Origin of the sequence: Paucibacter aquatile (assembly GCF_002885975.1) — a bacterium.
Classification (GTDB): Bacteria; Pseudomonadota; Gammaproteobacteria; order Burkholderiales; family Burkholderiaceae_C; genus Paucibacter_A; species Paucibacter_A aquatilis.
Window position 1 is genome coordinate 896,727 of record NZ_POSP01000003.1, and the last position, 24,786, is coordinate 921,512.

General features: G+C 66.5%; 20 protein-coding genes. 11 read left to right on the forward strand and 9 right to left on the reverse strand.

The features are described from left to right. Nucleotides 1–130: 130 nt before the first annotated feature. Nucleotides 131–3,256 carry a PEP-CTERM sorting domain-containing protein gene (locus C1O66_RS24580; protein ID WP_133155123.1) on the forward strand — a complete coding sequence of 1,042 codons (3,126 nt, stop codon included), beginning with the start codon at nucleotides 131–133 and terminating at the stop codon, nucleotides 3,254–3,256. A gap of 79 nt (nucleotides 3,257–3,335) precedes the next feature. On the opposite strand, the gene crcB is transcribed toward C1O66_RS24580, so the two are convergent. Both crcB and C1O66_RS07170 read right to left on the reverse strand, forming a co-directional pair. Continuing rightward, nucleotides 3,336–3,737, reverse strand: coding sequence for a fluoride efflux transporter CrcB (gene crcB / locus C1O66_RS07165; protein ID WP_102767251.1), 402 nt, complete (start codon nucleotides 3,735–3,737; stop codon nucleotides 3,336–3,338). Then, nucleotides 3,734–4,237, reverse strand: a complete 504-nt coding sequence (locus tag C1O66_RS07170; RefSeq protein ID WP_102769517.1) for a molybdenum cofactor biosynthesis protein MoaE — start codon at nucleotides 4,235–4,237, stop codon at nucleotides 3,734–3,736. The genes crcB and C1O66_RS07170 overlap by 4 nt, the downstream gene beginning before the upstream one ends. A gap of 219 nt (nucleotides 4,238–4,456) precedes the next feature. On the opposite strand from C1O66_RS07170, the gene C1O66_RS07175 reads away from it, so the two are divergent. Genes C1O66_RS07175 through C1O66_RS07185 form a run of 3 tightly spaced genes read left to right on the forward strand, consistent with a single transcriptional unit; the run spans nucleotide 4,457 to nucleotide 7,467 of the window. Further along, a complete protein-coding gene (locus tag C1O66_RS07175; RefSeq protein WP_102767252.1) occupies nucleotides 4,457–5,512 on the forward strand; it encodes an SPFH domain-containing protein in 1,056 nt (351 codons plus the stop codon). A 16-nt stretch (nucleotides 5,513–5,528) separates the two neighbouring features. Next, nucleotides 5,529–7,184: a DUF4178 domain-containing protein gene (locus tag C1O66_RS07180; protein ID WP_102767253.1), complete on the forward strand. Its 1,656-nt coding sequence runs from the start codon at nucleotides 5,529–5,531 to the stop codon at nucleotides 7,182–7,184. A 52-nt stretch (nucleotides 7,185–7,236) separates the two neighbouring features. Continuing rightward, on the forward strand, nucleotides 7,237–7,467 hold the full coding sequence (locus C1O66_RS07185; protein WP_102767254.1) for a DUF350 domain-containing protein: 231 nt from the start codon (nucleotides 7,237–7,239) through the stop codon (nucleotides 7,465–7,467). Nucleotides 7,468–7,485: 18 nt separating this feature from the next. Here the strand turns inward: C1O66_RS07185 and C1O66_RS07190 are convergent, their stop codons facing one another. Next, nucleotides 7,486–7,848 carry a YkgJ family cysteine cluster protein gene (locus C1O66_RS07190; protein ID WP_102767255.1) on the reverse strand — a complete coding sequence of 121 codons (363 nt, stop codon included), beginning with the start codon at nucleotides 7,846–7,848 and terminating at the stop codon, nucleotides 7,486–7,488. A gap of 101 nt (nucleotides 7,849–7,949) precedes the next feature. Continuing rightward, nucleotides 7,950–8,597 carry a hypothetical protein gene (locus C1O66_RS07195; RefSeq protein WP_133155124.1) on the reverse strand — a complete coding sequence of 216 codons (648 nt, stop codon included), beginning with the start codon at nucleotides 8,595–8,597 and terminating at the stop codon, nucleotides 7,950–7,952. Nucleotides 8,598–8,869: 272 nt separating this feature from the next. Here C1O66_RS07195 and C1O66_RS07200 point away from each other — a divergent pair, with 272 nt between their 5' ends. The 3 genes from C1O66_RS07200 to C1O66_RS07210 all read left to right on the forward strand — a co-directional run bounded on the left by C1O66_RS07200 (nucleotide 8,870) and on the right by C1O66_RS07210 (nucleotide 12,797). Next, a complete protein-coding gene (locus C1O66_RS07200) occupies nucleotides 8,870–10,480 on the forward strand; it encodes a polyamine aminopropyltransferase (protein ID WP_102767257.1) in 1,611 nt (536 codons plus the stop codon). Continuing rightward, the gene (locus C1O66_RS07205; RefSeq protein ID WP_102767258.1) at nucleotides 10,462–12,111 is read left to right on the forward strand and encodes a flavin monoamine oxidase family protein; all 1,650 of its coding nucleotides are present in this window, start codon (nucleotides 10,462–10,464) and stop codon (nucleotides 12,109–12,111) included. The genes C1O66_RS07200 and C1O66_RS07205 overlap by 19 nt, the downstream gene beginning before the upstream one ends. A 146-nt stretch (nucleotides 12,112–12,257) precedes the next feature. Further along, nucleotides 12,258–12,797 (forward strand): outer membrane beta-barrel protein, encoded by a 540-nt coding sequence (locus C1O66_RS07210; protein ID WP_102767259.1) that lies wholly within the window; start codon nucleotides 12,258–12,260, stop codon nucleotides 12,795–12,797. 137 nt (nucleotides 12,798–12,934) lie between these two features. Here C1O66_RS07210 and C1O66_RS07215 read toward each other — a convergent pair whose 3' ends face one another. Then, complete coding sequence (locus C1O66_RS07215) at nucleotides 12,935–14,050, reverse strand: questin oxidase family protein (RefSeq protein ID WP_102767260.1); 1,116 nt, start codon at nucleotides 14,048–14,050, stop codon at nucleotides 12,935–12,937. 122 nt (nucleotides 14,051–14,172) lie between these two features. Here C1O66_RS07215 and soxR point away from each other — a divergent pair, with 122 nt between their 5' ends. Both soxR and C1O66_RS07225 read left to right on the forward strand, forming a co-directional pair. Continuing rightward, nucleotides 14,173–14,757, forward strand: coding sequence for a redox-sensitive transcriptional activator SoxR (soxR, locus tag C1O66_RS07220; RefSeq protein ID WP_243392732.1), 585 nt, complete (start codon nucleotides 14,173–14,175; stop codon nucleotides 14,755–14,757). A gap of 212 nt (nucleotides 14,758–14,969) precedes the next feature. Next, nucleotides 14,970–15,500: an outer membrane beta-barrel protein gene (locus tag C1O66_RS07225; protein WP_102767261.1), complete on the forward strand. Its 531-nt coding sequence runs from the start codon at nucleotides 14,970–14,972 to the stop codon at nucleotides 15,498–15,500. 728 nt (nucleotides 15,501–16,228) lie between these two features. Here the strand turns inward: C1O66_RS07225 and C1O66_RS07230 are convergent. From C1O66_RS07230 to C1O66_RS07245, 4 genes are all read right to left on the reverse strand, one after another. After that, nucleotides 16,229–19,288, reverse strand: a complete 3,060-nt coding sequence (locus tag C1O66_RS07230) for an efflux RND transporter permease subunit (protein WP_102767262.1) — start codon at nucleotides 19,286–19,288, stop codon at nucleotides 16,229–16,231. Between the two features lie 13 nt (nucleotides 19,289–19,301). Then, nucleotides 19,302–20,522, reverse strand: coding sequence for an efflux RND transporter periplasmic adaptor subunit (locus C1O66_RS07235; protein ID WP_102767263.1), 1,221 nt, complete (start codon nucleotides 20,520–20,522; stop codon nucleotides 19,302–19,304). Between the two features lie 144 nt (nucleotides 20,523–20,666). Then, the gene (gene rnhA / locus C1O66_RS07240) at nucleotides 20,667–21,161 is read right to left on the reverse strand and encodes a ribonuclease HI (RefSeq protein WP_102767264.1); all 495 of its coding nucleotides are present in this window, start codon (nucleotides 21,159–21,161) and stop codon (nucleotides 20,667–20,669) included. Nucleotides 21,162–21,236: 75 nt separating this feature from the next. Continuing rightward, complete coding sequence (locus C1O66_RS07245) at nucleotides 21,237–22,034, reverse strand: class I SAM-dependent methyltransferase (protein WP_102767265.1); 798 nt, start codon at nucleotides 22,032–22,034, stop codon at nucleotides 21,237–21,239. Between the two features lie 177 nt (nucleotides 22,035–22,211). On the opposite strand from C1O66_RS07245, the gene gloB reads away from it, so the two are divergent. Then, the gene (gloB, locus tag C1O66_RS07250) at nucleotides 22,212–23,042 is read left to right on the forward strand and encodes a hydroxyacylglutathione hydrolase (protein WP_102767266.1); all 831 of its coding nucleotides are present in this window, start codon (nucleotides 22,212–22,214) and stop codon (nucleotides 23,040–23,042) included. Continuing rightward, nucleotides 23,039–24,721, forward strand: coding sequence for a transglycosylase SLT domain-containing protein (locus C1O66_RS07255; protein WP_102767267.1), 1,683 nt, complete (start codon nucleotides 23,039–23,041; stop codon nucleotides 24,719–24,721). The genes gloB and C1O66_RS07255 overlap by 4 nt, the downstream gene beginning before the upstream one ends. Nucleotides 24,722–24,786 lie beyond the last annotated feature (65 nt).

The following is a 24,786-nucleotide window of genomic DNA, read 5'->3' on the forward strand; positions in this document are numbered from 1 at the left end:
GCCCGGCACTCCATTGTCATTCGCCCCGTCCCGCTGCCCACATCCGCAGCACTTCACCACAGGGATCCACATGAAGAACGCACCGCGTGTTCCATCTCGCCGTCCATCGAAGCAGCTGATGCCGATGCCCATGCGCTTGAGTCCCCTGCTGCTGGCCAGCTTGCTGGCATTGGGCGCCGGTCCGGTCCAGGCGCTGGACTACGTCTGGCTGGGAGGCACAGGCAGCTGGACCGATGCAAACAAATGGTCACTGCTGGGCCTGCCGGATTCCGGCGACACAGCCACCCTCAGCACCGGCAGCGCCATTCTGGACAGCGACCGACTGCTGGACCGCTTGATCCTGGCCGGCGGCAACCGTGGCGGCAGCGGCCTGCTCACCAGCGGCGCCCTCACCTTCTCCTCCGGCTCCCTCTTCGGCCCCGGCACCACCACCATCACCGGCGCGGCCAGTTTCTCCGGCAGCAACAACCAGTACGTCGACGCCACCCACACCCTCAACCTCAACGGTGGCGCCAGCTGGTCCGCCGGCAGCGGCACCATCTCCGTCGGCTCCAATGCCCGCATCAACGTCGCCTCCGGCACCACCTTCGTCGATGCCGGTACCCTCAACCCCTCCGGCAACCGCTACCTCGCCTACTCCGGCAACGGCAGCTTCAACAACGCCGGCACCTACGAGCGCAACGGCCTGGGCACCACACACGCCTACGGTTTCAACAACAGCGGCACGCTCAAGATCAACGCCGGCACGATGCTGATGCGCGCCGACTCCAGCTCCTCCGGCCAGATCCAGATCGCCAGCGGCGCTGTGCTCGACTACTCCGGTGGCAACGCCACCATCTCCGGCAGCGTCAGCAACGCCGGCCTGCTGCGCCAGAGCGCCGGCAACCTCACCCTCACCGCGGCCGCCAGCATCGACGGCGCCCTGCAACTGGACTACGGCAACTTCTACAACGAAGGCAGCCACAGCGTGGCCAGCCTGGGCCTGGCCGGCGGCAACCGCGGTGGCAGCGGCCTGCTCACCGCCGGCGCCCTCACCTTCTCCTCCGGCTCCCTCTTCGGCCCCGGCACCACCACCATCACCGGCGCGGCCAGCTTCTCCGGCAGCAACAACCAGTACGTCGACGCCACCCACACCCTCAACCTGAACGGCGGCGCCAGCTGGTCCGCCGGCAGCGGCACCATCTCCGTCGGCTCCAATGCCCGCATCAACGTCGCCGCAGGCACCACCTTCGTCGATGCCGGTGCCCTCAACCCCTCCGGCAACCGCTACCTCGCCTACTCCGGCAGCGGCAGCTTCAACAATGCCGGCACCTACGAGCGCAACGGCCTGGGCACCACACACGCCTACGGTTTCAACAACAGCGGCACGCTCAAGATCAACGCCGGCACGATGCTGATGCGCGCTGACTCCAGCTCCTCCGGCCAGATCCAGATCGCCAGCGGCGCTGTGCTCGACTACTCCGGTGGCAACGCCACCATCTCCGGCAGCGTCAGCAACGCCGGCCTGCTGCGCCAGAGCGCCGGCAACCTCACCCTCACCGCGGCCGCCAGCATCGACGGCGCCCTGCAACTGGACTACGGCAACTTCTACAACGAAGGCAGCCACAGCGTGGCCAGCCTGGGCCTGGCCGGCGGCAACCGCGGCGGCAGCGGCCTGCTCACCGCCGACGCCCTCACCTTCTCCTCCGGCTCCCTCTTCGGCCCCGGCACCACCACCATCACCGGCGCGGCCAGCTTCTCCGGCAGCAACAACCAGTACGTCGACGCCACCCACACCCTCAACCTGAACGGCGGCGCCAGCTGGTCCGCCGGCAGCGGCACCATCTCCGTCGGCTCCAATGCCCGCATCAACGTCGCCTCCGGCACCACCTTCGTCGATGCCGGTATCCTCAACCCCTCCGGCAACCGCTACCTCGCCTACTCCGGCAACGGCAGCTTCAACAATGCCGGCACCTACGAGCGCAACGGCCTGGGCACCACACACGCCTACGGTTTCAACAACAGCGGCACGCTCAAGATCAACGCCGGCACGATGCTGATGCGCGCTGACTCCAGCTCCTCCGGCCAGATCCAGATCGCCAGCGGCGCTGTGCTCGACTACTCCGGTGGCAACGCCACCATCTCCGGCAGCGTCAGCAACGCCGGCCTGCTGCGCCAGAGCGCTGGCAACCTCACCCTCACCGCGGCCGCCAGCATCGACGGCGCCCTGCAACTGGACTACGGCAACTTCTACAACGAAGGCAGCCACAGCGTGGCCAGCCTGGGCCTGGCCGGCGGCAACCGCGGTGGCAGCGGCCTGCTCACCGCCGGCGCCCTCACCTTCTCCTCCGGCTCCCTCTTCGGCCCCGGCACCACCACCATCACCGGCGCGGCCAGCTTCTCCGGCAGCAACAACCAGTACGTCGACGCCACCCACACCCTCAACCTGAACGGCGGCGCCAGCTGGTCCGCCGGCAGCGGCACCATCTCCGTCGGCTCCAATGCCCGCATCAACGTCGCCGCAGGCACCACCTTCGTCGATGCCGGTACCGTCAACCCCTCCGGCAACCGCTACCTCGCCTACTCCGGCAATGGCAGCTTCAACAACGCCGGCACCTACGAGCGCAACGGCCTGGGCACCACCCAGGCCTACGGCTTCAACAACAGCGGCCAGATTCACATCAACTCCGGCACTTTCCTGCTCCGAGACGCATGGAACAACACCGGGGTCGCCCGCATTGCTGCAGGCGCGAGCCTGAGCTCATCTGAGGCCAACTTCAACAACCACGGGCGGCTGGAGGGCGACGGAATGATCCGGACTGCAGGCCAGAGCTATGCGCTGCTGAACCTGGGCGAGCTGAGCCCAGGAAGCTTGTCCACCGTCGGCCAACTGGCCATCGACGGCGATCTGACCCTGGGCAGCACCTCGGTGCTGGACATCGACCTGGCCAGCTTGAGCAGCTTTGATGCCATCAGCATCAGCAGCGACTTGCGCGTCGGCGGCGTGCTGAAAGTGGAGAGCCTGGACGGATTCGGCCCTCAGGTGGGAGACAGTTTCAAGATCGCCACCTTCAGCCAACTGGTCGGCGGGGGCCGCTTCAGCCAGGTGCAATGGCTGGGCAGCCCGGGCTTGACGCTGAGCGTCGACTACAACGCCAGCGACATCACCTTGCGCGTGACTGCGGTGCCTGAGCCTTCCAGCTGGGCGCTGATGTTCTCGGGCCTGGCTTTGTTCGGCTGGCTGTCATCGCGTCGCCACCGCGTGGCTGAGCAGTAAGCGGGCACCCGGCTGGCCGGGGGCGCCGTCGAGCCAGCAACTCATGACCTCGTTCTTCGCCCCTGCCCTGCTCGCGACATCAAGCACCCATCGCCAGCCACAAGCGAATCAGCCTCATACCCAGCGCCGCACACGCCAGCGAGCCCAGCACATGGGCTGCGGCGTGCAGCAAGGCCATCCCCATCTCGCCCCGCTGCAACAGCCCCAGCGATTCACCCGAAAAGGCCGAGAAGGTGGTCAAGCCACCGAGAAAGCCGGTGACCAGCAGCAGGCGCAGGAACTCATCCGGCGTGCGGCCGAACCATTCCAGCGCCATGCCGATGAGCAGGCCGCCGACCAGATTGACCAGCAAGGTGCCGAGCGGGAAACCGGCGTAGCTGCTGTTGAAGTAAACGCCGGCGACCCAGCGGCAGAGCGCGCCCAAAGCAGCACCACCGGCAACGGCGGCACCCTGGGCCAGCCCCACAGGCAGGCCGCTCACAGAGTCGAACCCGCCGTATTGCCGGCCACCTGAATGCCCCAGCGAGCCAGCGCCGCATCGTCCGCTTCGCGGGCATCGACCCAGTGGCCGCCCTCGGCCGTGTATTCCTTCTTCCAGAACGGCGCCTGGGTCTTGAGGTAGTCCATTAGAAATTCGCAGGCCTGGAAGGCCTGGCCGCGGTGGCGGGCGCTGACCAGCACCAGCACGATCTGATCCAAGGCCGCCAGGCGACCAACCCGGTGGATCACGCGGGCCTCGTGGATGTCGAAGCGCTGCAATGCCGCCTCAATCATGGCTTCGATGCTGGCCTCGGTCATGCCGGGGTAATGCTCGAGCTCCATGGCCTCGATGGCCGGCCCCTCGCCCCCGACATCTCGCACCGTGCCCAGAAAGCTGACCACCGCGCCTGTGCGCCCATCGCCCGCGCGCAAGGCGGCCGCTTCCTGGCTCAAGTCAAAATCTTCCGTCTGGATGCGGACACGAGTGGGGCTGACTGTCATGGCGCGGATTGTGTCATCGGCCACTGGAGATATCACATCCAGCTTGGGGATCGACGGTGAATTTGACCCGGGGGCGAGCCCGGAGGCATTGGTACTTTGTCGCATACTGCCCGGCAAGCGCGGTCGGTTTGCATCGAAGCCAGAGCTTCGATGCCAGCACATCGGTGATGTGCTGGCGCCGGCTGCATGGGATCGGGCTGACAACAAGGAGACGCGGCCATGGGCCTGATGGATTTCATCAAGAAGCAGTTCATAGACATCCTCCAGTGGACGGAGGATGGAGACGGCACGCTGGCCTGGCGCTTCCCCATGGCCGATATGGAAATCCAGTACGGCGCCTCGCTGACGGTGCGCGAGTCGCAGCTGGCCGTGTTCGTCAACGAAGGCAAGGTCGCCGATGTCTTTGGGCCTGGAACCCACACCCTGAACACCCAGACCCTGCCGGTGCTGACCTATCTGAAGAACTGGGACAAGCTCTTCGAATCGCCCTTCAAGAGTGACGTCTACTTCTTCAGCACCCGCCAGCAGGTGGACCAGCGCTGGGGCACGCAGCAGCCGGTGACCATCCGCGACAAGGACTTTGGTGCCGTGCGCCTGCGCGCCTTCGGCAATTTCGTCTACCGCGTGGCCGATGCGAAACTCTTCCACACCGAGATCTCCGGCACGCGCGAGCGCTACACCGTGCAGGATCTGGACGGCCAACTGCGCGGCCTGATGCTGCAACACATCAGCGATGCGGTGGCCCAAAGCGGCATCCCCTTCCTGGATCTGGCGGCCAACCAGATCGAGTTTGCGCGCCAGCTGCAAACCGCCACCGCGCCCGAGTTTGAAAAGATCGGCCTGAAGCTGGAGGGCGTGACGCTGCAGAACGTCTCCCTGCCGGAAGAGCTGCAGAAGATCCTCGACCAGAAGATCGGCATGGGCATGATCGGTCAGAACATGGGCCAGTTCATGCAGTACCAGACCGCTCAAGCCATCCCCAAGCTGGCCGAAGGCGTGGGCCAGGGCGGCGGCGGCGGTGTCGCGGGCGACGCCATGGGCCTGGGCGCCGGCCTGGCCATGGGTCAGGTCTTGGCCCAACAGCTGCAAGGCGGCCTGGCGGCTGCAGCAGCACCCGTGGCCGCGGCCGCTGTGGCTGCTGCGGCGCCCGTGGTGCAAAGCGCCGAGGACATCATGCAGCTGCTGGAGAAGCTCGGCGACTTGAAGACCAAGGGCATCCTGACCGACGAAGAGTTCGCCGCCAAGAAGGCCGACCTGCTCAAGAAGCTGGGCTGAGGAAGCAGCGCGCGCCTTGGCATCGGACACCTCGCCTCCTTCCGGCTCCTCCGCCAGTGGCGCTCCTCAGCGCCGCTGGCAAGCTGCCTGCCCCAACTGCGGCGCCACGGTGGAGTTCGCCTCGGCGGCCTCTGCCAGCGCCGTCTGCAGCTATTGCCGCAGCAGCCTGCTGCGCGAGGGCGAGGCCCTGCGCAAGATCGGCATCAGCGCCGAGCTGATCGAGGACTATTCGCCGCTTCAGATCGGCGCCAGCGGCCGCTATGCCGGCGCGCCCTTCACCGTCGTCGGCCGCCAGCAGATCGCCTATGCCGAGGGCAGCTGGAACGAATGGCATGTGCTGTTCGATGGCGGACCGGCCGGCCCACGCTCGGGCTGGCTGGCCGAGGACAATGGCAGTTATGTCATGGCCTTCGAGGCGCCTCTCTCGGAAGCCGCCCCCAAGGCACAGGAACTGATTCTTGACCGCAGCTTGCAACTGGCCGGCCAGCGCTGGACAGTGGCGGCCGTCACCCGCTGTCATCTGCGTGCCGCCCAAGGTGAGCTGCCACGCCCACCCCAGCTCGGAGCGGAGCGCCAGTACCTGGTGGCCGAGCTGCGCGGGCCCGGCAACGAAGTCGGCAGCCTCGACTTCAGCCCAGGACTCGCATCCAGCGACGCGGCGCCGATCTGGTCGCTCGGCCGCTCGATCCGGCTGGACGCCATGGCCATGCAGGGCCTGCGCGACGATGTCAACAGCAAAGACCTGAAATCGCGCAGCCTGGAATGCCCCAGCTGCGGCGCCGCCCTGACGCCCAGCCTCAGCAGCACCCGCTCCATCGTCTGCGGCCAATGCCATGCCGTGGTGGACATCTCGCAAGGTGCCGGAGCCGATCTCGAACACTATGCCCAGAACAACGGCATGGAGCCGCAGCTGCGCCTGGGCAGCACCGGCATGCTGCAGACCGAGACTGGCCAGGCCATCAGCTGGCAGGTGGTGGGCTACCAGGAACGCTGCGACCTGCCCGAGAGCAGCGAGGACGAGCAGACCTTCTGGCGCGAGTACCTGCTCTACAACAAGATCGAGGGCTTCGCCTTTCTGGTCGACACCGAAGAGGGCTGGAGCCTGGTGCGGCCCCTGACCGGCGCCCCCGTCAGCAGCCGCGGGGATCGCATCGATTGGGGTGGCAAGAGCTACAAGAAGCGCTGGACCTATCAGGCCAAGGTCACTTATGTGCTGGGTGAGTTTTACTGGCAGGTCAGCCGTGACCAACGCACCCGGGTCAGCGACTACGAAGGCCAGGGCGAAGCCCGGCAGATGCTGCTCAGCCGCGAACAGACCGAGAACGAAGTGGTCTGGAGCCTCGGGCGCAAGCTTGATGCCGCCGTGGTGGCGCGGGCCTTCAAGCTGGCGCCCGAGCGCGCGGCCGCTCTGGGCCGCGATGCCAGCAGCCTCAGCGACGGCGGCGGCCTCTTGCGCAAGATCGTCATCGCCTTTTTCATCCTGCTGATCCTGGTCTTGCTGCTGCGCGCCTGCAGCAGCGACGATTGCCAGGCCTACAAGGACAACTACGGCGAAGCCAGCAGCGAGTACCAGCAATGCCGCAAATCCAGCGGCGCCCGTTACGGAACAAGCGGCGGCAGCTATGGCGGCTCCTACGGCGGCTACAGCAGCGGTGGCGGCGGCCACAAATAGCCAAACGTCCAGGCCACAACCCGTTCACGCAAGATTTGAGGAGATCCACATCATGGACCACAGCGCTTTCGAATGGCTCAAGCCCGGCATCGTGCTGGGCTCCATCCTCTACGCCCTGATCGGCGTGCTGGTCTTCTGGATCAGCTTCGTCATCATCGACAAGCTCACCCCCTACAAGCTCTGGGAAGAAATCGTCGAGCACAAGAATATCGCCCTGGCCATTGTGGTGGGCGCGATGTGCATCTCGATCGGTCAGATCGTCGCCGCTGCCATCCACGGCTGAGCGCCGTCACCCCAAGCCTCAGGCCAGCGGCGGCAAGCCATGCGCGGCGCGGGCACGCTGGCACTTCTCATCGCCGGCCTGCAACTCGTGGCAGGGGCTGGGGCGCTGGGCATAGATACTGCACGCCACATGCTGGCCGACCTGCCCACCCAGCGCTTCACAGCGCGGGGATTTGCGATTGGTGCCGGCCATGCAGCTCAGGTGGGGCGTGAGTGGCTCCACCCATCGCGCGTTCAACTCGGCCGCCTCGGCCCAGTAGAACGAGACGCGAAAAAACGCGCAACACGCGCCGCACGCCTGGCACGGGCTGGTGTGCTGGGAGGCCGCAGGGATAGGAACAGAGGACGAATGGGGCGGGTTGCAGGAAGGGGCCTGGCTCATCGCGATCAAGTAACAGGAAGCGAACAGACAGCCAGTATTTTTGCAAACTCTGCCAATCCCTCTTGCCCAAGAGCCCCTGCGGCATGGCGCGCCGCGCCGACTCAGAGGCCGCGATGACGACGAGCACGCGTCAGGCCCAGGACCGCCAGTGCGGTCAGGGCCAGCGCCAGCGACTGCGGCTCCGGAACCTGGCTGGCCGTGGCTTGCACGCCGTTGATGAAGCTGGTGCGGTCATAGCTGCCCAGGTTCAGACTGCGGAACTCCAGCAGACCCGAGCCGCTGGCGGTGAAGCTCAGCTGATGCTGGCGCCAAGCCTGACCGGCCTGGGTGGAGAAAGTACCGAGCTCGGTGCCGGCAAAGTAGACGCTGTAGCTTTGCAGGCCCGACCAGTTGCTGCGACCGGCGTCGAACCAGCTCAGTTCCACCAGACTGGCCGTGGCCAGGTTCAAGGTTTGCGAAATGTTGGCGCCATTGCCTTGCAACCCGAGCACAAAGCTGCCCAGATTGCCGCTGGCGTTGCCCAGGTTGCTGGGCGTGCCCCAGGCGCTGCTGTTGGCGCCAATGACCACGGTGCCGTTGCCCGTGCTGCTCCAGCCGGCAAAGGCGCAGCCCGCAGAACTGGTGTAGCAATAGCCATTGGCATTGCTGCCGGTCTGGCTCTCAAAGCCGCCGTTGCTGACGATGCCGGCTTGCGCCACACCAGCGCCCAACAAGCTCAAGAGGGCGGCGCAGCGGGTCCAAGCGTTCATGGTCTGGGTCTTCATCGAAAGGTCCTGGTGTCGTGGCTGTGGAATGAAACCAGTGTCAGCGCAAATTCCGGGCCCACCCGGAAGCTGCGGTGACGCAGTTCACACTCGCGCCACCCATCCTTGCCCAACCCCCTCAAATCAAGGGCGGGCCGACTGCTGCAGATTTGCAACAGCAACTCGCCAGGCCCGGAGCCACCCTGAAGCGCCCTGCACCGAATCAGCCGCGGCGCAGCGGCCACAATGCAGCACCCGAAAAAAGAGCCCTGGACTCCATGAGCCTCACGCCACCTCCTTCGCACGCCGAAACGACCGAGCCCGCCAGCCCTGACTCGCCTGAGGCCGGGCGCATCTCCCTGCACGAAGTGCTGCTGCTGGTCAGCGTGTTTGTGGTGGCGGCCTGCGGCCTGGTCTACGAGCTGGCTGCCGGGGCGCTGGCCAGTTATCTGCTCGGTGATTCGGTGCTGCAGTTCTCCACCATCATCGGCACCTACCTCTTCGCCATGGGCCTGGGTTCCTGGCTGAGCCGCTACGTCGAGCGTCAGCTGGTGGCGCAGTTCCTGAAGATCGAGCTGCTGGTGGGCTTGATCGGCGGCCTGATGCCGGCCGCCCTGTTCCTGGCTCACAGCCTGCTGCCGCCCGGGCAACAGGCGGCCTTCCGGGTGCTGCTGTACGGCCTGGTGCTGCTGGTCGGCGCCCTGGTGGGCCTGGAGATCCCGCTGGTGATGCGCATCCTCAAGAAGCAGTTCCGCCACCGCTATGCCTTGCGCGATCTGGTATCCCAGGTACTGACCTTCGACTACCTCGGCGCCCTGGTCGTGGCCCTGGCCTTCCCGCTGCTGCTGGTGCCGCATCTGGGCCTGGTGCGCACGGGCTTGTTCTTCGGCCTGCTCAATGTGGGCGTGGCAGTCTGGGCCCTGTTTCTCTTTCGCAGCGAGCTGCGGGCCTGGCGCAGCCACGCCCTGGCCTGTGGGCTGAGCGTGCTGCTTCTCGTGCTGGGCATGTTGATGGCCGAGCGGCTCAACACCTGGGCCGAAGATCGCTTCTACGGCGAGCACATCATCGTGCGCGAGAGCAGCGACTACCAGCGCGTGGTGGTGACCTCGGGCCAGGCCGGCACGCGCTTGTTCCTGAACGGCAATCTGCAGTTCCATTCGCGCGACGAATACCGTTACCACGAAGCCCTGGTCCACCCCGCCATGGCCGGCCACGGCGCGCCCAAACGGGTGCTGGTGCTGGGCGGTGGTGATGGCATGGCCGTGCGCGAGGTGCTGCGCTACCCCAGCGTTGAGCAGGTGACCCTGGTCGAGCTGGACCCGCACATGACCCGGCTGTTCTCCACCCTGCCCTTGTTGCGCCAGCTCAACCGCGATGCCCTGCTCAGCCCCAAGCTGCGCATCGTCAACACCGATGCCTTTGGCTGGCTGGAGCAGCAACCGCCCGACGAGCGCTTCGATGTGATCGTGATCGACTTCCCAGACCCCAGCAACTTCTCGCTGGGCAAGCTCTACAGCAGCAGCTTCTACCGCCTGATCGATCAACGCCTCAACGCGGGTGGCTATGCCGTGGTGCAAACCACCTCGCCCCTGATTGCCCGTCGCAGCTTCTGGACCGTGGTAAGCACCCTGGAGTCGGCTGGCTTGAGCACCACGCCCTACCACGCCCATGTACCCAGCTTCGGTGAATGGGGCTTTGTGCTGGCCGGCCGCCGTCCCTGGGCCCTGCCGAGACAACTGCCCGAGGGCTTGCGATTCCTGAGCCTCGGCGGCCTGCCGGCGCTGCTGGACTTTCCGCCAGATATGGCCCGTGTGCCCACCGAGATCAACCGTCTGTCCAACCAGATCCTGGTCCATGAGTTCGAGGCCGAATGGGGCAAGGTGCATTGATGGACTGGAGTCGGCGCGAGTTCCTGCAAGCGGCCGCAGGCGCAGGCGCAGGCGCCTCGCTGCTGCTGGCGGGCTGCGAAGCCCAACAGGCAGAGCTGGCCCAGCTGCCCGGCGCCTGGCTGGGCGCCAGCGCCGAGCGTGGCCACCGCCTGCGTGGGCCCCTCCCTGCGGCTCAGAGCGCGCCAGCCCTGCCCCTGCAGCGCCGCCACGTGCTCATCGTCGGCGGTGGCATCGCGGGCTTGGCCTGCGCGCGCGGCCTGAGCCAGGCCGGCCTGGACGACTTCGCCCTGCTGGAGCTGGAAGACCAGGTCGGCGGCAACAGCCGCGGCCATCGCATGGGCGGCATGGCCTGCCCCATGGGCGCGCATTACCTGCCGCTGCCGGGGCCTCAGTCTCACGAGGTCTACCAGTTGCTGGAGCAGCTGGGGCTGGTTCGCCAGGAGCTGGGCCGAGCCGTCTGGGACGAGCGTTACCTCTGCCACAGCCCGCAGGAGCGCCTGTTCTTCGAGGGCCAGTGGCACGAAGGCCTGCTCCCTCCCGAGCCCAGCCCGAATGCCCTGGCCCAGCTGCGCCGCTTCGAGCAGGCGGTGGAGCACGCACAGCGCGAGCTGGGTTTTGCCATGCCCAGCCATCGCGCGCCCTGGACGCCAGCCCATGCGGCACTCGACAGCCAGAGCTTTGCGGCCTGGCTCCAAGCCCAGGGCCTGAACGAGCCCACGCTGCGCTGGTACCTCGACTATTGCTGCCGCGATGACTACGGCACGTCCAGCGAAGGAGTTTCGGCCTGGGCCGGTCTGCACTACTTTGCCAGCCGCCATGGCTTTCATGCGCCAGGCGCCGACAGCATCGAGCGCGAACCGGTGCTGACCTGGCCGCAAGGCAATGCCTTCCTCAGCGAGGCGATGGCGGCCCCCTTGCGTGAGCGCATCCATGCCGGTCGCACGGTGCTGCGCATCGAAGCCGGCAAGCACGACATCAGCCTGCGCGTCTGGAATGAAGGCCTGCAACGCGAGGAAGGCTGGCAGTGCCAGCACCTGGTGCTGGCCACGCCCTTGTTCATGGCCCAGCGCCTGCTGGGCCCCGGTCTTGCCGCGCTCGACGAGGTGGTCGCGCAGCAAGCCCACGCGCCCTGGCTGGTCGCCAATCTGCAGCTCAAGCAGCCGCTGCTGCAGCGCCTGGGCGCCCCGCCCGCCTGGGACAACGTCATTTACGGCAGCCAGGCGCTGGGCTACGTCGACGCCATGCATCAAAGCCTTCGCCCGGTGAGCGGCCCGACCGTGCTGAGCGCCTACTGGGCGCTGCCTCAATCTCGCCGCGGAGAATTGCTGCGCTCAGACAGACGACACTGGCTGACCCAGGTGCTGGCGGAGTTGAGCGCTGTTCATCCAGATCTGCCCACCCAGCTGGAACGCGCCGACCTCGTGCGCTGGGGCCATGCCATGAGCATTCCGAGCCCAGGCTTGCGGGGCTCATCGGCCCTGCGGGCGCTGCGGAACTTGCCCGGGCGCGTCCACTTCGCCCACAGCGACCTGGCCGCCTACTCCGTGTTCGAGGAGGCCTACACCCTGGGATATGAAACGGCGACGACAGTCGCAAAATTCACCACCAACAACCCGATAAAATCATCTTAGGTAGCAATTTTCAGCACCAAGCGGCAGTTCGGCAGCACTTGCACAGGCGGACGCGACACCCGGTGAAGCGATGGTTAGAGTGCGAAGCATCTCCCGAGGGGGAGCTTGATTTGAACCACAACTTTTCCTTGAAAGCAGTCCACACCATGAACAAGTTCATCGCCGCCGCCGCCCTGGCCCTGATCGCTGGTACCGCCTCTGCTGCCCCTGGCACAGACAGCAACTTCTACATCGGCGCCGACATCGGCTCGAGCAAATTCAAAGTCGATGGAGAGTCCGGCTCCAAGACCGGCTTCGGCGCCACCCTGGGCTACACCCTGAACCCGAACGTCGCTTTTGAACTGAGCGCACGTCGTTTGGGCACTTGGAAGGAAGGCAGCGTCTCTGCCAAGGCCAATGCGCTGCAAGCTTCGGTGTTGGGCATCGCCCCGATCACCAATGAGTTCTCGCTCTACGGCCGTCTGGGCGTGGGCCGCAACTCCTTGACCGTGACCGAAGGCGGCTACAACGGCACGGAACGCAAGACCAAGGCCTTGTTCGGCCTGGGCGCCAGCTACCAGCTGGCCAAGAACGTCAGCCTGCGTGGCGAGTACATGAACCTGGGCAGCAACAAGCTGGGTTCGGGCGCCGACACCGTGACGGTCAAGATGCACCAGTTCAATGTGGGCGTGAACTACGCCTTCTGAACCTGAATCAAGCTGAGGCCTCGTCACCTCTGACACGAGTGCCTCAGCCCGTGTGAATCGTGACAAGCCCCGCAGCCGCGGGGCTTTCGCTTTGGCAGAAGCAAACCGTGCTCCCTCGCCTGGCCGGGCCCAAGCCCTCATCCCGAACGCAAGGCCAGGGCCGCGGCCTGCACATAGCGGCGGTCTCCATACACCGCCATTTCATCGCCACAGGCATGCACCAACTTGATCGCGTGATCGTCCTTGGAACCGCATGCGGCGGCCGCAAGCTCGGGCCATGACAGAAGCGGTGAGGCCTCATTCGCCTGCGGCCGAACCTGCACCCGTCCCGCCAGATAGGCGGCCACAAAGGCTTGCCCGAGCAGGTGTTGAACCGCAGGATCCACATGCAAGCGCTGGGGCAGCCAGGGCAGAAGCACCCGCAAGGCGCGCAGGCCGGTGATCATGTGCAAGACCGTGAAATTGCCGCTGGCCAGGTAGTAGCCCAGGGCCAAATGGGCCAGCTGAGCCACCCGCTGCGCCAAAAGAGATTCGGGCTCAAGGCCGTGAACCAGCTCCGCATACAAAGGCGTGGCACTGGCCTCCTGCATGCGCAGGAAGATCAGCGGCGCCTCACTGCGCCAGCCACGCGCACCGTCCACCAGGGCTTGCGACCACGCGGCCAAGTCCATCGCCCTGCCAGGTGGCGATGCGGGCGATGCCATGGTCGATGGCGGTGGTGATGGCGGGGGTGATGGCGGGGGTGATGGCGGCGGGGGCAAAGTCTGCCAACGGCAGGCCCAGTAGGCCAAAGCCGAGGCCAGTTCGCCATCATGGCCGCCCTCCACCGCATGTGCAGTACGAATCAGGCCGTGAAAGGCCACGGCCGACATGCCGGGCAGCAACACCGGCAGGGCTTGGCCCAGCAGTTCATCACGCCCGCGACGGGCCAGCTCTTCGGCAAAGCTGCAACGCAGATCGGCAAAAGCGTCGAACTGCCCCATGGCCTCGCGCCAGTCGGGCAATACCTGGCCAGCCTCGTCCAGACGTCGGCCTTCGAAACGGGCTGCATAGGTCGACGCAAAGCCCTCAAGCTGTTCCGCTTCTGCACCGAGCTGATACAAGGCATGCACGGCCATGGGCAGGTGGCTGCTGAGCTGATCGCCGTACTCGGGAGGATGGTCCTGAATTTGGTCCAGGCTGGCATGCAGCGCGGCGAGAGTCGCGAGAGCACGTGGTGCTTGATGGGCTGGATGTGCGGGATGTAGGTTCATGGTGCGAGACCTCGGCTGCTGTGAAGAGGCCTCTATACTCAAAGTTCAAGTGAACTTGAAGTCAAGCCCGTTCTGTCGCTTGGCCCTGCATGCCGCAAGGGCATTCAAATGCAGCCCCATCCATGAACATGCGCATCCGCAAACCGCCTGCTCCCAATTCCGCATCCGGTTCCAGCCGAACAACGCGATCCGCCGCGCCTTCGGCAAGCGATCGCCTGCCCATCGGCGAGCTGGTTCGGCGCAGCGGTGTGGCCGCCAGCGCCTTGCGCTTCTACGAGGACGCAGGGCTGTTGCAAAGCACGCGCAGCGACAGCGGCCGGCGCCACTACGCACGCAGCGACCTGCGTCGCCTGGCCTTTGTGCGTGCGGCCCAGGCCGTGGGCCTGAGCCTGGATCAGATTCGCGCCGCGCTTGCCGAATTGCCGGAAGGACGCACGCCCACGGTGGCCGATTGGGCCCGACTGTCCTCCTCCTGGCGCCCCTTGCTGGACCAGCGCATTGCCGAGCTCAGCCGCCTGCGTGACACGCTGAGCTCATGCATCGGTTGCGGTTGCTTGTCCCTGAGCAAATGCGCGCTCTACAACCCGGCCGACCAGGCCGCGAGGCAAGGCCCAGGAGCCCGCTACCTGCTGGGAGATATCGCGCCGCAGCCCGATCAAGGCCAACACAAAGTAGCGCGACGCGGCAGCCGCCGATCTTCCAACTGACATCAGAGTTGCCCATTTCTTGGGCCAAGACCACCAAGAACGATGTCGCTGGCATGAAGTCATGCAGGGAAATCTTCCCCTTCGTGGCTTGATGGGTGATTACAACAACAGCCCGCGAATCGGGAAAACCCTTGATAGGATGCGCCCCCTCTCTCCAGAGGGGGGAGAGTAGTGACCTGATCCTCGAAATCAAGACAGAAAGCAGTATTCCAATGAAGAAGATTTTTGCCCTGGCCGCTCTGGCCTTCGCCGCCACCACCGCTTGCGCCGCAGACAACAGCTGGTACGTGGGTGGCGACGTCGGCTCCACCAAGTTCAAGGGCAACGGCGAGTCCGACACCAAGACCGGATTCGGAGCCACCGTGGGCTATCAACTGAACACCAACGTGGCATTCGAAGCGTCTGTGCGTCGCCTGGGTTCGGCCAAGGACAGCGGCGTCAAGCTGTCGGTCAACGCCATCCAACTGTCTGCTCTGGGCATCGCCCCGATCAACAACGAGTTCTCGCTGTTTGCCCGCCTGGGGGTGAGCCGCAACTCGCTGGACTTCACCGTGAACTCCGCAGAGGTGTCTTTCCACAAGACCAAGGCCTTCTTCGGCCTGGGTGCCGCATACCAAATCGACAAGGCTCTGAGTCTGCGCGCCGAGTACGCCAATCTGGGCAACAACAAAGTTGACGTCGCTGGCGTCCCACTCGAATCCAAGATCCACCAGTTCAACCTGGGCCTGAACTACGCTTTCTGATCCTCACCGATCTGAATGCATCTATCAAAAGCCCCGCAGCCGCGGGGCTTTTTTGTTGGCGAGCTGCATTGTGAAGGGCTGAATGCGGCACGAAGCAGCCTTTGGGTTTGTTCGTGAGGCCCTGCAGCCCGTACCGCCACCGGGCTCATGGTTCCGGGGTCGGCCCTGATGGGCCGACTTCCCCGCGCTGCTCGCGCCTCGGGGCTGGCGCATAACTCACTCCGCTCCCTGCGTTCGCTTCGTTCAGACAGAAGCGCCAAGTCAGAACTTGAAGCGCGCGGGTACGCGCGCGCCCCGAGGCCCTGTGCTGCTCGGCCCTTCACAAATCGCCCGGCAGCGGCACGGGCTGCTGGGCGCTTGCATCGCGATCGATCTGCCCCGCGACGGTGGAGAACGCGCAATTCGAAGGTGGCTCGGCCTGCCGACGGGCGATTTGTGCGCGGCCGAGGGCGCAGCGGAGCGGCTCAGGCGCGTGTACCCGCGCGCTTCAAGCGCTGACTCGGCGCCACTGTTTGACCACAGTGAGCGCAGCGAACGGAGGGAGATTGGCGCCGCTGAGCCGCGAAGCGAGCAGCGAGGGCAGTCGGCTCGCAGAGCCGACCCACGAACCATGAGCCCGGCGGCGGGCCGAGACACCGCAGCCTGAGCGATCAGCACAAGGGACGGCCACAATGTGCCGATAGCAGCAGTGCACCCCGCCGCCATCGCCAGTGAGGCGCGTGTCCCGCTCAGCCCGCCAGCGCGGGCGTCGTGATCTCCCCCGGGATGCTCTTGCGGGCAAACAAGGTGTACATGGTGGGCACCACAAAAATGGTCAGCAGCGTGCCCAGGCTCATGCCGCCGACGATGACCCAGCCGATCTGCTGGCGGCTTTCGGCGCCGGCGCCGGTGGCCAGAGCCAGGGGCAAGGCGCCCAGCACCATGGCGCCGGTGGTCATCAGGATGGGGCGCAGGCGCAGGGCCGAGGCCTCGACCACCGCCTCCAGCGTGGCCTTGCCCTGTTGGCGCAGCTGGTTGCTGAACTCGACGATCAGGATGCCATGCTTGGTGATCAAGCCCACCAGCGTGATCAGGCCGATCTGCGAGTAAACATTGAGCGTGCCGCCCGCCCATTGCAGGGCCGCCAGCGCGCCGACCATGGACAGGGGCACGGACAGCAGGATCACAAAAGGATCGATGAAGCTCTCGAACTGCGCTGCCAGCACCAGAAAGATGAAGAGCAGCGCCAGCACGAAGACCAGGCTCAGCGCACCGCTGCTGGATTTGTACTCGCGCGACACGCCATTCAGCTCGGTCGCATAGCCGGCCGGCAGGATCTGCTGCGCCGTCTTGTCCATGAACTCCAGCGCCTCGCCCAGCGAGTAGCCTGGCGCCAAGCCGGCGCTGATGGCCACCGAGCGGCGTTGGTTGAAGTGATTGAGCTCGCGCGGGCTGACGGCCTCGTTGACCTTGACCAGGCTGGACAGAGGCACCAGCGCATCGCCCTTGCCGCGCACATAGAGCTGCTCGATCTGCTGCGGTGTGGTGCGGTTCTGGCTTTCGGTCTGCACCAGCACATCGTACTGCTCGGCGTCGCGCTTGTAGCGCGTCACCGCACGGCTTCCCAGCATGGTCTCGACCGTGCGGGCGATCTGGTCCACCGGCACGCCCAGGTCGGCGGCACGCTCGCGGTCCACCTCCAGGAAGAGCTCGGGCTTGTTCAGGCGCAGGTCGTTGTCGATCTGCACCAAGCCCGGATTCTTGGCCAGGGCGGCGCTGAAATCAGCGGTGACCTTGGCCAGATTGGTATAGCTGTCGCCGGTGACGATGACGAAGTTGATCGGCCGCGAGGTGAAGCCCTGGCCCAGACTCGGCGGGGTGATGGGGAAGGCGCTGACGCCGGGCAACAGATTCATCTGCGGCACCATGGCACGCGCCAGTTCGGCCGTGGAGCGGCTGCGCTGGTCCCAATCCACGGTGCGGAAAATCGCCAGGCCGCCGGCCACATTGCCGCCGCCGGAGAACACGAAACGGCGATCGAACTCGGGGTAAGTGGCGGCGATGTCCTCGATGGCATCGAGGTAGCGCGAGGTGAAGGCCATGGTGGACCCGTCGGGCGCACTGATGGGCAGCACGATCACGCCGCGGTCTTCCTGCGGCGCCAACTCGGACTTGGCATTGAGGTACAGCCAGCCCGTGCCGCCGGCCGAGGCCAGCATCACGAGCACCACCACCCAACGCTGGCGCAGCGCCATGCGCAGTGCGGCGGCATAGCGCTCGCTGATCCAGACCAGCACCCGCTCCATGCCGGCATCGAAACGTGTGGGCTTGTCGTTATGGCGCAGCAGCTTGGAGCACATCATGGGCGTCAGCGTCAGCGCCACAAAGCCCGAAACCAGCACCGCGCCGGCCAAGGTCAGCGCGAACTCGACAAAGATGCGACCGGTGCGGCCCGGCGTGAAGGCCAGCGGCGCGAACACCGCCACCAGGGTCAGCGTCATGGCCACCACGGCGAAGCCAATTTCCTTGGCGCCTTTGAGCGCGGCCTGGAAGGGCTCCAGCCCTTCTTCGATGTGGCGGAAGATGTTCTCCAGCACGACGATGGCATCGTCCACCACCAGGCCGATGGCCAGCACCAGGGCCAGCAGGGTCAAGGTGTTCACGGTGAAGCCAGCGGCGGCCATGATGGCAAAGGCGCCAATCAGGCTGACCGGGATCGTCACCAGCGGAATGATGGACGCACGCAGGGTGCGCAGGAACACGAACACCACCAGGGCCACCAGCACCACCGCCTCGGCGATGGTGTGATAGACCGATTCGATCGAGCGCTCGATGAACAGCGCGTTGTCGCTGGCCGGGCGCACGGTGATGCCGGCGGGCAAATCCTGCTGCAGGCGCGGCATCATGGCCGTGACGGCGGCCGACACGTCCAACGGGTTGGCCGTGGCCTGCTTGATCACGCCCAGGGACACCGAAGGCAGCCCATTCAGGCGCACGCGCGAACGCTCGCTGGCGGCGGCCTCTTCGATGCGGGCGACATCGCGCAGCTTGACCGTGTAGCCCGCCACCTGGCGCAGCGTGACCTCGGCAAACTGGGCCACGGTGTTGAGGTCGGTGCGGGCGGTGACGTTGAACTCGCGCTGCTGGCTCTCGATGCGGCCGGCCGGCACCTCCAGGTTCTGGCGGCGCAGCGCGTCTTCCACATCCTGCACGGTCAGCTTGTAGGCCGCCAGGCGCGCGGCATCCAGCCAGACGCGCACGGCGTAGCGGCGGTCGCCGCCGATTTCCACATCGGCCACGCCGGGGATGGTTTGCAGGCGCGGCTTGACGATGCGATTGACCACATCGGTGACCTGCAGCGGGTCCAGGGTCTCGCTGGTGAAGGCAATGCGCAGCGTGGGCTGGGCATCGGCCTCAACCTTGGCCACCACCGGCTCGTCCACGGCCGTGGGCAAGCGGCCGCGCACGCGGGCGACGCGGTCGCGCACATCGGCGGCAGCGTTGTCGGGGTTCTTCTCGAGCTTGAAGCGCACCGTGATCTGGCTCGATTCCGAACGCGAGATCGAGGTGACGATGTCCACGCCCTCGATGCCGGAGATGGAGTCTTCCAGCGGCTTGGTGACCTGGCTTTCGATCACCTCGGAGGAGGCGCCCACCAGGCGGGTGCTGACGGTGACCACCGGCTCGTCGATGCGCGGGTACTCGCGCAACGAGAGCTTGCCGAAGGACACCAGACCCACCAGCAAGAGCAGCAAGGACATCACCGTCGCAAAAACCGGGCGACGGATGGAGGTTTCAGAAATCTTCATGGCCGGTGGGCTTTCAGCGGCTGGCGGCCGACGATGCCGGCGATGACGCGGCCGGCGCCGAGGCCGCGCCCGCAGGCTTGCCCGCCTTCTTGCTGTCCACATCCACCACCTTGACCGCCTGGCCATCGCCGCGCAGCAGCTTGGCCTGGCCGGCGGTGACGACGCGCTCGCCCTCCTTCAGCCCTTCCAGCAGCTCGACCTGGCCGTTCAGGCGCAGGCTCAGCTTGGCCTCGATGCGGCGGGCCTTGAGCTGGCCCTCTTCTTCGACCAGCTTGATCACGAACTGCTTGCCGGCGAGCGGCACCAAGGCTTCTTCGGGCACGAGCAGAGCGCCAGCATGGGTGGCCAGCACCACGCGCACACGGGCGAACAGGCCGGACTTGAGCTCCGGCGCCGTACCCTGGATGCGCGCACGCACCAGCAGCGAGCGGCCGGCGGCATCCAGCGCCGTGTCCAGGGCCTCGATGCGGGCATTGAAATTGCGGCCCGGCCAGGCGTCCAGCGAGACCTCGACCTGCTGGCCGGCCTTGAGGCGCGGCACATAGCGCTCCGGCAGGCGGAAATCGACCCACATCGAGGAGGCGTCCTCGAGGCTGACCAGATCGCTGCCGTCCTTGATGTAATCGCCCAGGTTGACGGCACGGATGCCGGCGCGGCCGCTGAAGGGCGCGCGCACCTGCATGCGCGCCAGCTGCGCCTTGTTCAGCGCCACCTGCGCCTCGGCCACCTGCAGGGCGGCCTGGGCCTGATCCACGGCATTGGCACTGACGAAGTTCTGCGCCAGCAGCTCGCGGTTGCGCTGCAACTGGGTGCGGGCGATGCCGGCTTGCGCCTCGGCCTGCTGCAGCTGCGCGACTTGCAGGGCATCATCCAGCTGCACCAGCAGCTGGCCCTGGCGCACCATCTGGCCGTCGCCGAAGCCCAGCTTGACGATGCGGCCGCTGACCTCGGGCTTGAGCATCACGGCCTGGGCCGCACGCAAGCTGCCCACGGCCTGGGCTTCGTCCGCCAGATCGGCACGCTGCACGCGACCGGCTTCCACGGGGATGGGGCCGGCCGGCTTGCCATCCTTGGCGTCTTTCTTGTCACCGGGTTTGGCGGCGGCACCCTTGCCCTCAGTTTGCGCGGCCATGGCCTCGCCCACCGGCACGCGGTGCTGCCACCACCAGGCGGCGCCACTCAATCCCAACAAGGCCGCAATGGCCACAAAACGGTGCAGTTTTTTCGAGCTCATGGGTTCTCCGAGCCTGCACTCTAGCGGCGGCTCCGGTCCCGTGCAGGCCTCAGGGCATGAAGCACGGACTGAGGGGTGTCAGTGACGGTCGGCGGGCGCCAATCGCACGGCGCGCGCCTCCAGGCTTGGGATCAGCCGGTCGATTCAGCGGCCGACCGAGGCCACGCCGCGGTTGGCCAGGGCGTCGGCGCGCTCATTGCCCGGGTCGCCAGAATGGCCCTTGACCCAGCGCCACTCCACCTGGTGCAGCTTGCGCAGCGCATCCAGGCGCTGCCAGAGCTCGGCGTTCTTGACCGGCTTGTTGTCGGCCGTCTTCCAGCCGCGGCGCTGCCAGCCGCTGATCCACTCGGTCATGCCTTTGCGCACGTACTCGCTGTCGGTGTAGATGGTGATCTGGCAGCTGCGCTTGAGCGAGGCCAGGGCCTCGATCACGGCCGTCAGCTCCATGCGGTTGTTGGTGGTGTTGCGCTCGCCGCCGAACAGCTCTTTCTCATGCCCGCCGGCACTCAGCCAGGCACCCCAGCCGCCTGTGCCCGGGTTGCCCTTGCAAGCCCCGTCGGTGTAGATGACCACCACCGGCTTGGCGATATGGACCGGCGGCTTGGCTTCGGGGGTGGACGGGGGAACTGCTGCATTCATGGAGGGGTGCGGATCGCTGGTGAGAGATGGAAAAAGAAACAAACGGACGGAACGGGCGGCTTGGCGCGCCGGCACTCAGCGCTCGGGCGGCCGCCCTTCGCCCTGCCAGGGCCGGGCATTGCCGCTTTGCGTCACCACAGCCGGAGCCGCAGCACGGCCGAACTTGCGCGAGCGCTGCAAACCAATCAAGCGCATGCCATGCACCCGCTTGACCGCCTGGATGAAATACACCGCGCCGAGCACCGGCCACCAGCGCCCGCCGATGGGCTCGATGCGGCGCCAGCGCTCCAGCCAGACCTCGCTGCGCAGCGGCGGGCTGTAGCAACCGAAGCGCGCCGCCTCGACCTCAAACGTCAGCAAGCGCAGCCAGTCGCGCAAGCGCCAGTAGCCCAGAAACTCGCCCGCCAAAGGCAGGTAGAGCTTTTGCTCGCCGGGCAGCAAGCGGCCGAGATTCTGCCTCAGGCCCCAGAGGCTGGCCGGATTCAGGCCCAGGATGATCAGCCGCCCCTCCGGCCGCAGCACCCGCTCGACCTCGCGCAAGGTCTGGTGCGGGTCGGGTGCCAGCTCCAGGCTGTGCGGCAGTACCACCAGGTCCAGGCTGTTGCTCTCGAAAGGCAGGGCATCGAACTCGGTCAGCAGCAGGGGCAGACCCTGCGGCCCGGAGCGGGCAGCGGCGTCCAGCGCCAGCCAGCGGTGCGGCATGCGGTTGGCACGCAAGGTCGGCAGCTCGGACAGGCCCAGCTGCAGGGCATGGAAGCCAAAAATATCGACCACGGCGGCATCGAGCTGCTGCTGTTCCCAGCGCAGCAGGTACTGGCCCGGCGGCGTCTGCAGCCAGGTGGCCAACTCTATAATCGAAGCTTCGCGCGTCATGCGGCTGTCGATTCCTGAAGGCCAAGGCTGTCACGGCCACGGGCTTGCAGCAGGCCGCAGGGGGTCAGGTCTTGAGTCCCCACGCGCCTCACCCGGCCCGAGGGGCCGGCCGTCATGGAAGGGTGGTTCCGGAATGAATTACGGCGGAATGAAGCACGGCCGAATGAAAACCTGCGCATGGAACTGACAGCCCTTCCCGCTTTCACGGACAACTACATCTGGATGCTCAGCGTCGGGCGCGACGCCCTCGTCGTCGACCCCGGCGAGGCCGAGCCGGTGATCGCCGCCTTGCGCGAGCGCGACCTGCACCTGCGGGGCATTCTAGTGACGCACCACCATGGCGACCATGTTGGCGGCATCGACGCCCTGCGCCCCTGGCTGAAGGACGGCCAGGGTCAGGTCTGGGGCCCGGCAAGCGAGCGCATTCCCGCGCCCTTCACGCCGCTGAGCGAGGGCCAGCACGTATCCCTGCTCGGCCTGGACTTCGAGGTGCTGGAGGTGCCCGGCCACACGGCCGGCCACATTGCCTTTGTGCTGCGCCAACCGGGCGGCGGCCAGGCGCCCATGCTGTTCTGCGGCGACACCTTGTTCTCGGGAGGCTGCGGCCGCCTGTTCGAAGGCACGCCGGCGCAAATGCAAGCCTCGCTGGCGCGTTTCGCCGCCCTACCCGCCGAGACGCGCGTCTGCTGCACGCACGAGTACACCCTGTCCAATCTGCGCTTCGCCCGCGAGATCGAACCCGACAACCGCGCCCTGGCCGAGTACCAGACCTGGTGCGAGGCGCAGCGTGCCCAAGGTCAACCGACCCTGCCCTCCCGCGTTGGACTGGAGCTGCAGATCAACCCCTTTCTACGCTGCACCGAACCCAGCGTTCAGGCTGCAGCGCGCCGCCACACCAGCTTCTCGCCCACCCAGCGCCCCCGGCCGGGTGAGGCGCCGCAAGACCTGCCCCCCGAATCCCTCGCTGTCTTCGCCGCCCTGCGGCAATGGAAGAACGACTACCGATGACCCCAAGCCCTACCCCGCGCCGCGGCCTGCAAGCCCTGTCCACCCTGGCTCTGGCCGCCCTGCTGGCCGCCTGCGCCAGCGGCCCGACCCCCGTGGCCGAAACCGCAGCCCCCAGCGAACGCAATGCCCTGCCGCGCAGCTTCGGCAGCCTGGCCCTGTCGAACACCCCCGAGGCCACAGCCGCGCCAAGCCCGGCCACCAGCCAGGACGAAGCCCTGGGTGCCCCCGAGCTGGAAGACAGCCTGCGCCCGGGCATGAAGATCGATCTGGACGCCCCGACCGCGCGCAACGACCTGTGGGATCGCCTGCGCGCCGGCTTCCAACTAGAAGACCTGGAGAACGAGGGTGTGCGCCGCGCCGAGGCCTGGTACAGCGCCCGCCCCGACTATGTGCAGCGCATGACGGAGCGTGGCAGCCGCTACCTCTTCCACATCATCGAAGAGGTCGAAAAGCGCGGCATGCCGGCCGAGCTGGCCCTGCTGCCCTTCACGGAAAGCGCCTTCAACCCGCAGGCCATGTCCACCGCCAAGGCCTCGGGCATGTGGCAGTTCGTGCCGGCCACCGGCCGTGACTTCTCGCTCAAGCAGAACATCTTCCGCGACGACCGCCGCGATGTGCTGGCCTCCACCCGCGCTGCACTCGACTACCTGGGCCGCCTGCACAAGATGTTCGGAGACTGGCGCCTGGCCTTGGCGGCCTACAACTGGGGCCAGGGCAATGTGCAGAAAGCCATCGCGCGCAACCAAAAGGCCGGCCTGCCGACCGACTACGAGAGCCTGCGCATGCCGGAGGAGACGCGCTACTACATCCCCAAGCTGCAGGCGGTGAAGAACATCGTGCAGAACCCGGAGAAGTACGGCCTGTCCCTGCCGCCGGTGGAGAACCACCCCTACTTCCTGACCGTGCGCATCGACCGCGACATCGATCTGGAAACCGCCGCCCGTCTGGCCGGCATCACGCTGGAAAAGTTCAAGCAGTTCAATCCTCAGATGAACAAGCCGGTGATGCTGGCCGCCGGCAGCAACCAGCTGCTGCTGCCCTACGACAACGCCAAGGCCTTTGCCCTGAACCTCAGCGCCCACCGCGGCCCGCTGGCCAGCTGGACCGCCTGGGTGGTGCCCAAGACCATGCACCCCTCGGTGGCAGCCAAGCAGGTGGGCATGGACGAAAACCAGCTGCGCGAGGTCAACAAGATCCCACCGCGCATGCTGGTCAAGCAGGGCTCGACCCTGCTGGTGCCACGCAGCGCCAAGCGCAGCGAAGACGTCTCCAGCCATCTGGCCGACAACGCCTCGATCAGCCTGGCGCCCGATGTGCCCCCGCTGCGCAAACTCAAGATCAAGGCTGGCCGCAACGACAGCGTCACCACGGTGGCGGCGCGTTATGGCGTCAGCCCCGCCCAGGTGGCGCAGTGGAACAAGGTGGCCAGCGGCGCCAAGTTCAAGCCTGGCCAGGCCCTGGCCGTTTACGTGCCCAACAAGCCGGCCGCGCGCAGCGGCACGCAGCTGGCGGCCAAATCGGGCAAGGCCGGTGTCAGCAGCAAGGGCGGCACGCGCGTGGCATCGGCCAAATCCAGCGGCAAGAGCAATGGCAGCGCTGCCAGGTCCCAAAGCAAATCGCGCGGTGTGACGGTGGCCGCAGCGCCGGAGACGGCGGTGCGAGCTTCGATCAAGCGCTGACAGCAGCGCACAAAAAGAACGGGGCCTCGCAGGCCCCGTTTTCATTTCAAGTTGCAGGGCTCGCT

Coding starts and splice junctions, on each gene's coding strand:
- C1O66_RS07215 (WP_102767260.1), bottom strand. CDS start 14,050: ATGAACCTACATCCCGCACATCCAGCCCATCAAGCACCACGTGCTCTC.
- C1O66_RS07170 (WP_102769517.1), bottom strand. CDS start 4,237: ATGACAGTCAGCCCCACTCGTGTCCGCATCCAGACGGAAGATTTTGAC.
- C1O66_RS07195 (WP_133155124.1), bottom strand. CDS start 8,597: ATGAACGCTTGGACCCGCTGCGCCGCCCTCTTGAGCTTGTTGGGCGCT.
- C1O66_RS07190 (WP_102767255.1), bottom strand. CDS start 7,848: ATGAGCCAGGCCCCTTCCTGCAACCCGCCCCATTCGTCCTCTGTTCCT.
- C1O66_RS07175 (WP_102767252.1), top strand. CDS start 4,457: ATGGGCCTGATGGATTTCATCAAGAAGCAGTTCATAGACATCCTCCAG.
- C1O66_RS07205 (WP_102767258.1), top strand. CDS start 10,462: ATGGGGCAAGGTGCATTGATGGACTGGAGTCGGCGCGAGTTCCTGCAA.
- C1O66_RS24580 (WP_133155123.1), top strand. CDS start 131: ATGCGCTTGAGTCCCCTGCTGCTGGCCAGCTTGCTGGCATTGGGCGCC.
- C1O66_RS07225 (WP_102767261.1), top strand. CDS start 14,970: ATGAAGAAGATTTTTGCCCTGGCCGCTCTGGCCTTCGCCGCCACCACC.
- C1O66_RS07245 (WP_102767265.1), bottom strand. CDS start 22,034: ATGACGCGCGAAGCTTCGATTATAGAGTTGGCCACCTGGCTGCAGACG.
- C1O66_RS07255 (WP_102767267.1), top strand. CDS start 23,039: ATGACCCCAAGCCCTACCCCGCGCCGCGGCCTGCAAGCCCTGTCCACC.
- rnhA (WP_102767264.1), bottom strand. CDS start 21,161: ATGAATGCAGCAGTTCCCCCGTCCACCCCCGAAGCCAAGCCGCCGGTC.
- C1O66_RS07235 (WP_102767263.1), bottom strand. CDS start 20,522: ATGAGCTCGAAAAAACTGCACCGTTTTGTGGCCATTGCGGCCTTGTTG.
- soxR (WP_243392732.1), top strand. CDS start 14,173: ATGAACATGCGCATCCGCAAACCGCCTGCTCCCAATTCCGCATCCGGT.
- C1O66_RS07230 (WP_102767262.1), bottom strand. CDS start 19,288: ATGAAGATTTCTGAAACCTCCATCCGTCGCCCGGTTTTTGCGACGGTG.
- C1O66_RS07200 (WP_102767257.1), top strand. CDS start 8,870: ATGAGCCTCACGCCACCTCCTTCGCACGCCGAAACGACCGAGCCCGCC.
- C1O66_RS07185 (WP_102767254.1), top strand. CDS start 7,237: ATGGACCACAGCGCTTTCGAATGGCTCAAGCCCGGCATCGTGCTGGGC.
- C1O66_RS07210 (WP_102767259.1), top strand. CDS start 12,258: ATGAACAAGTTCATCGCCGCCGCCGCCCTGGCCCTGATCGCTGGTACC.
- gloB (WP_102767266.1), top strand. CDS start 22,212: ATGGAACTGACAGCCCTTCCCGCTTTCACGGACAACTACATCTGGATG.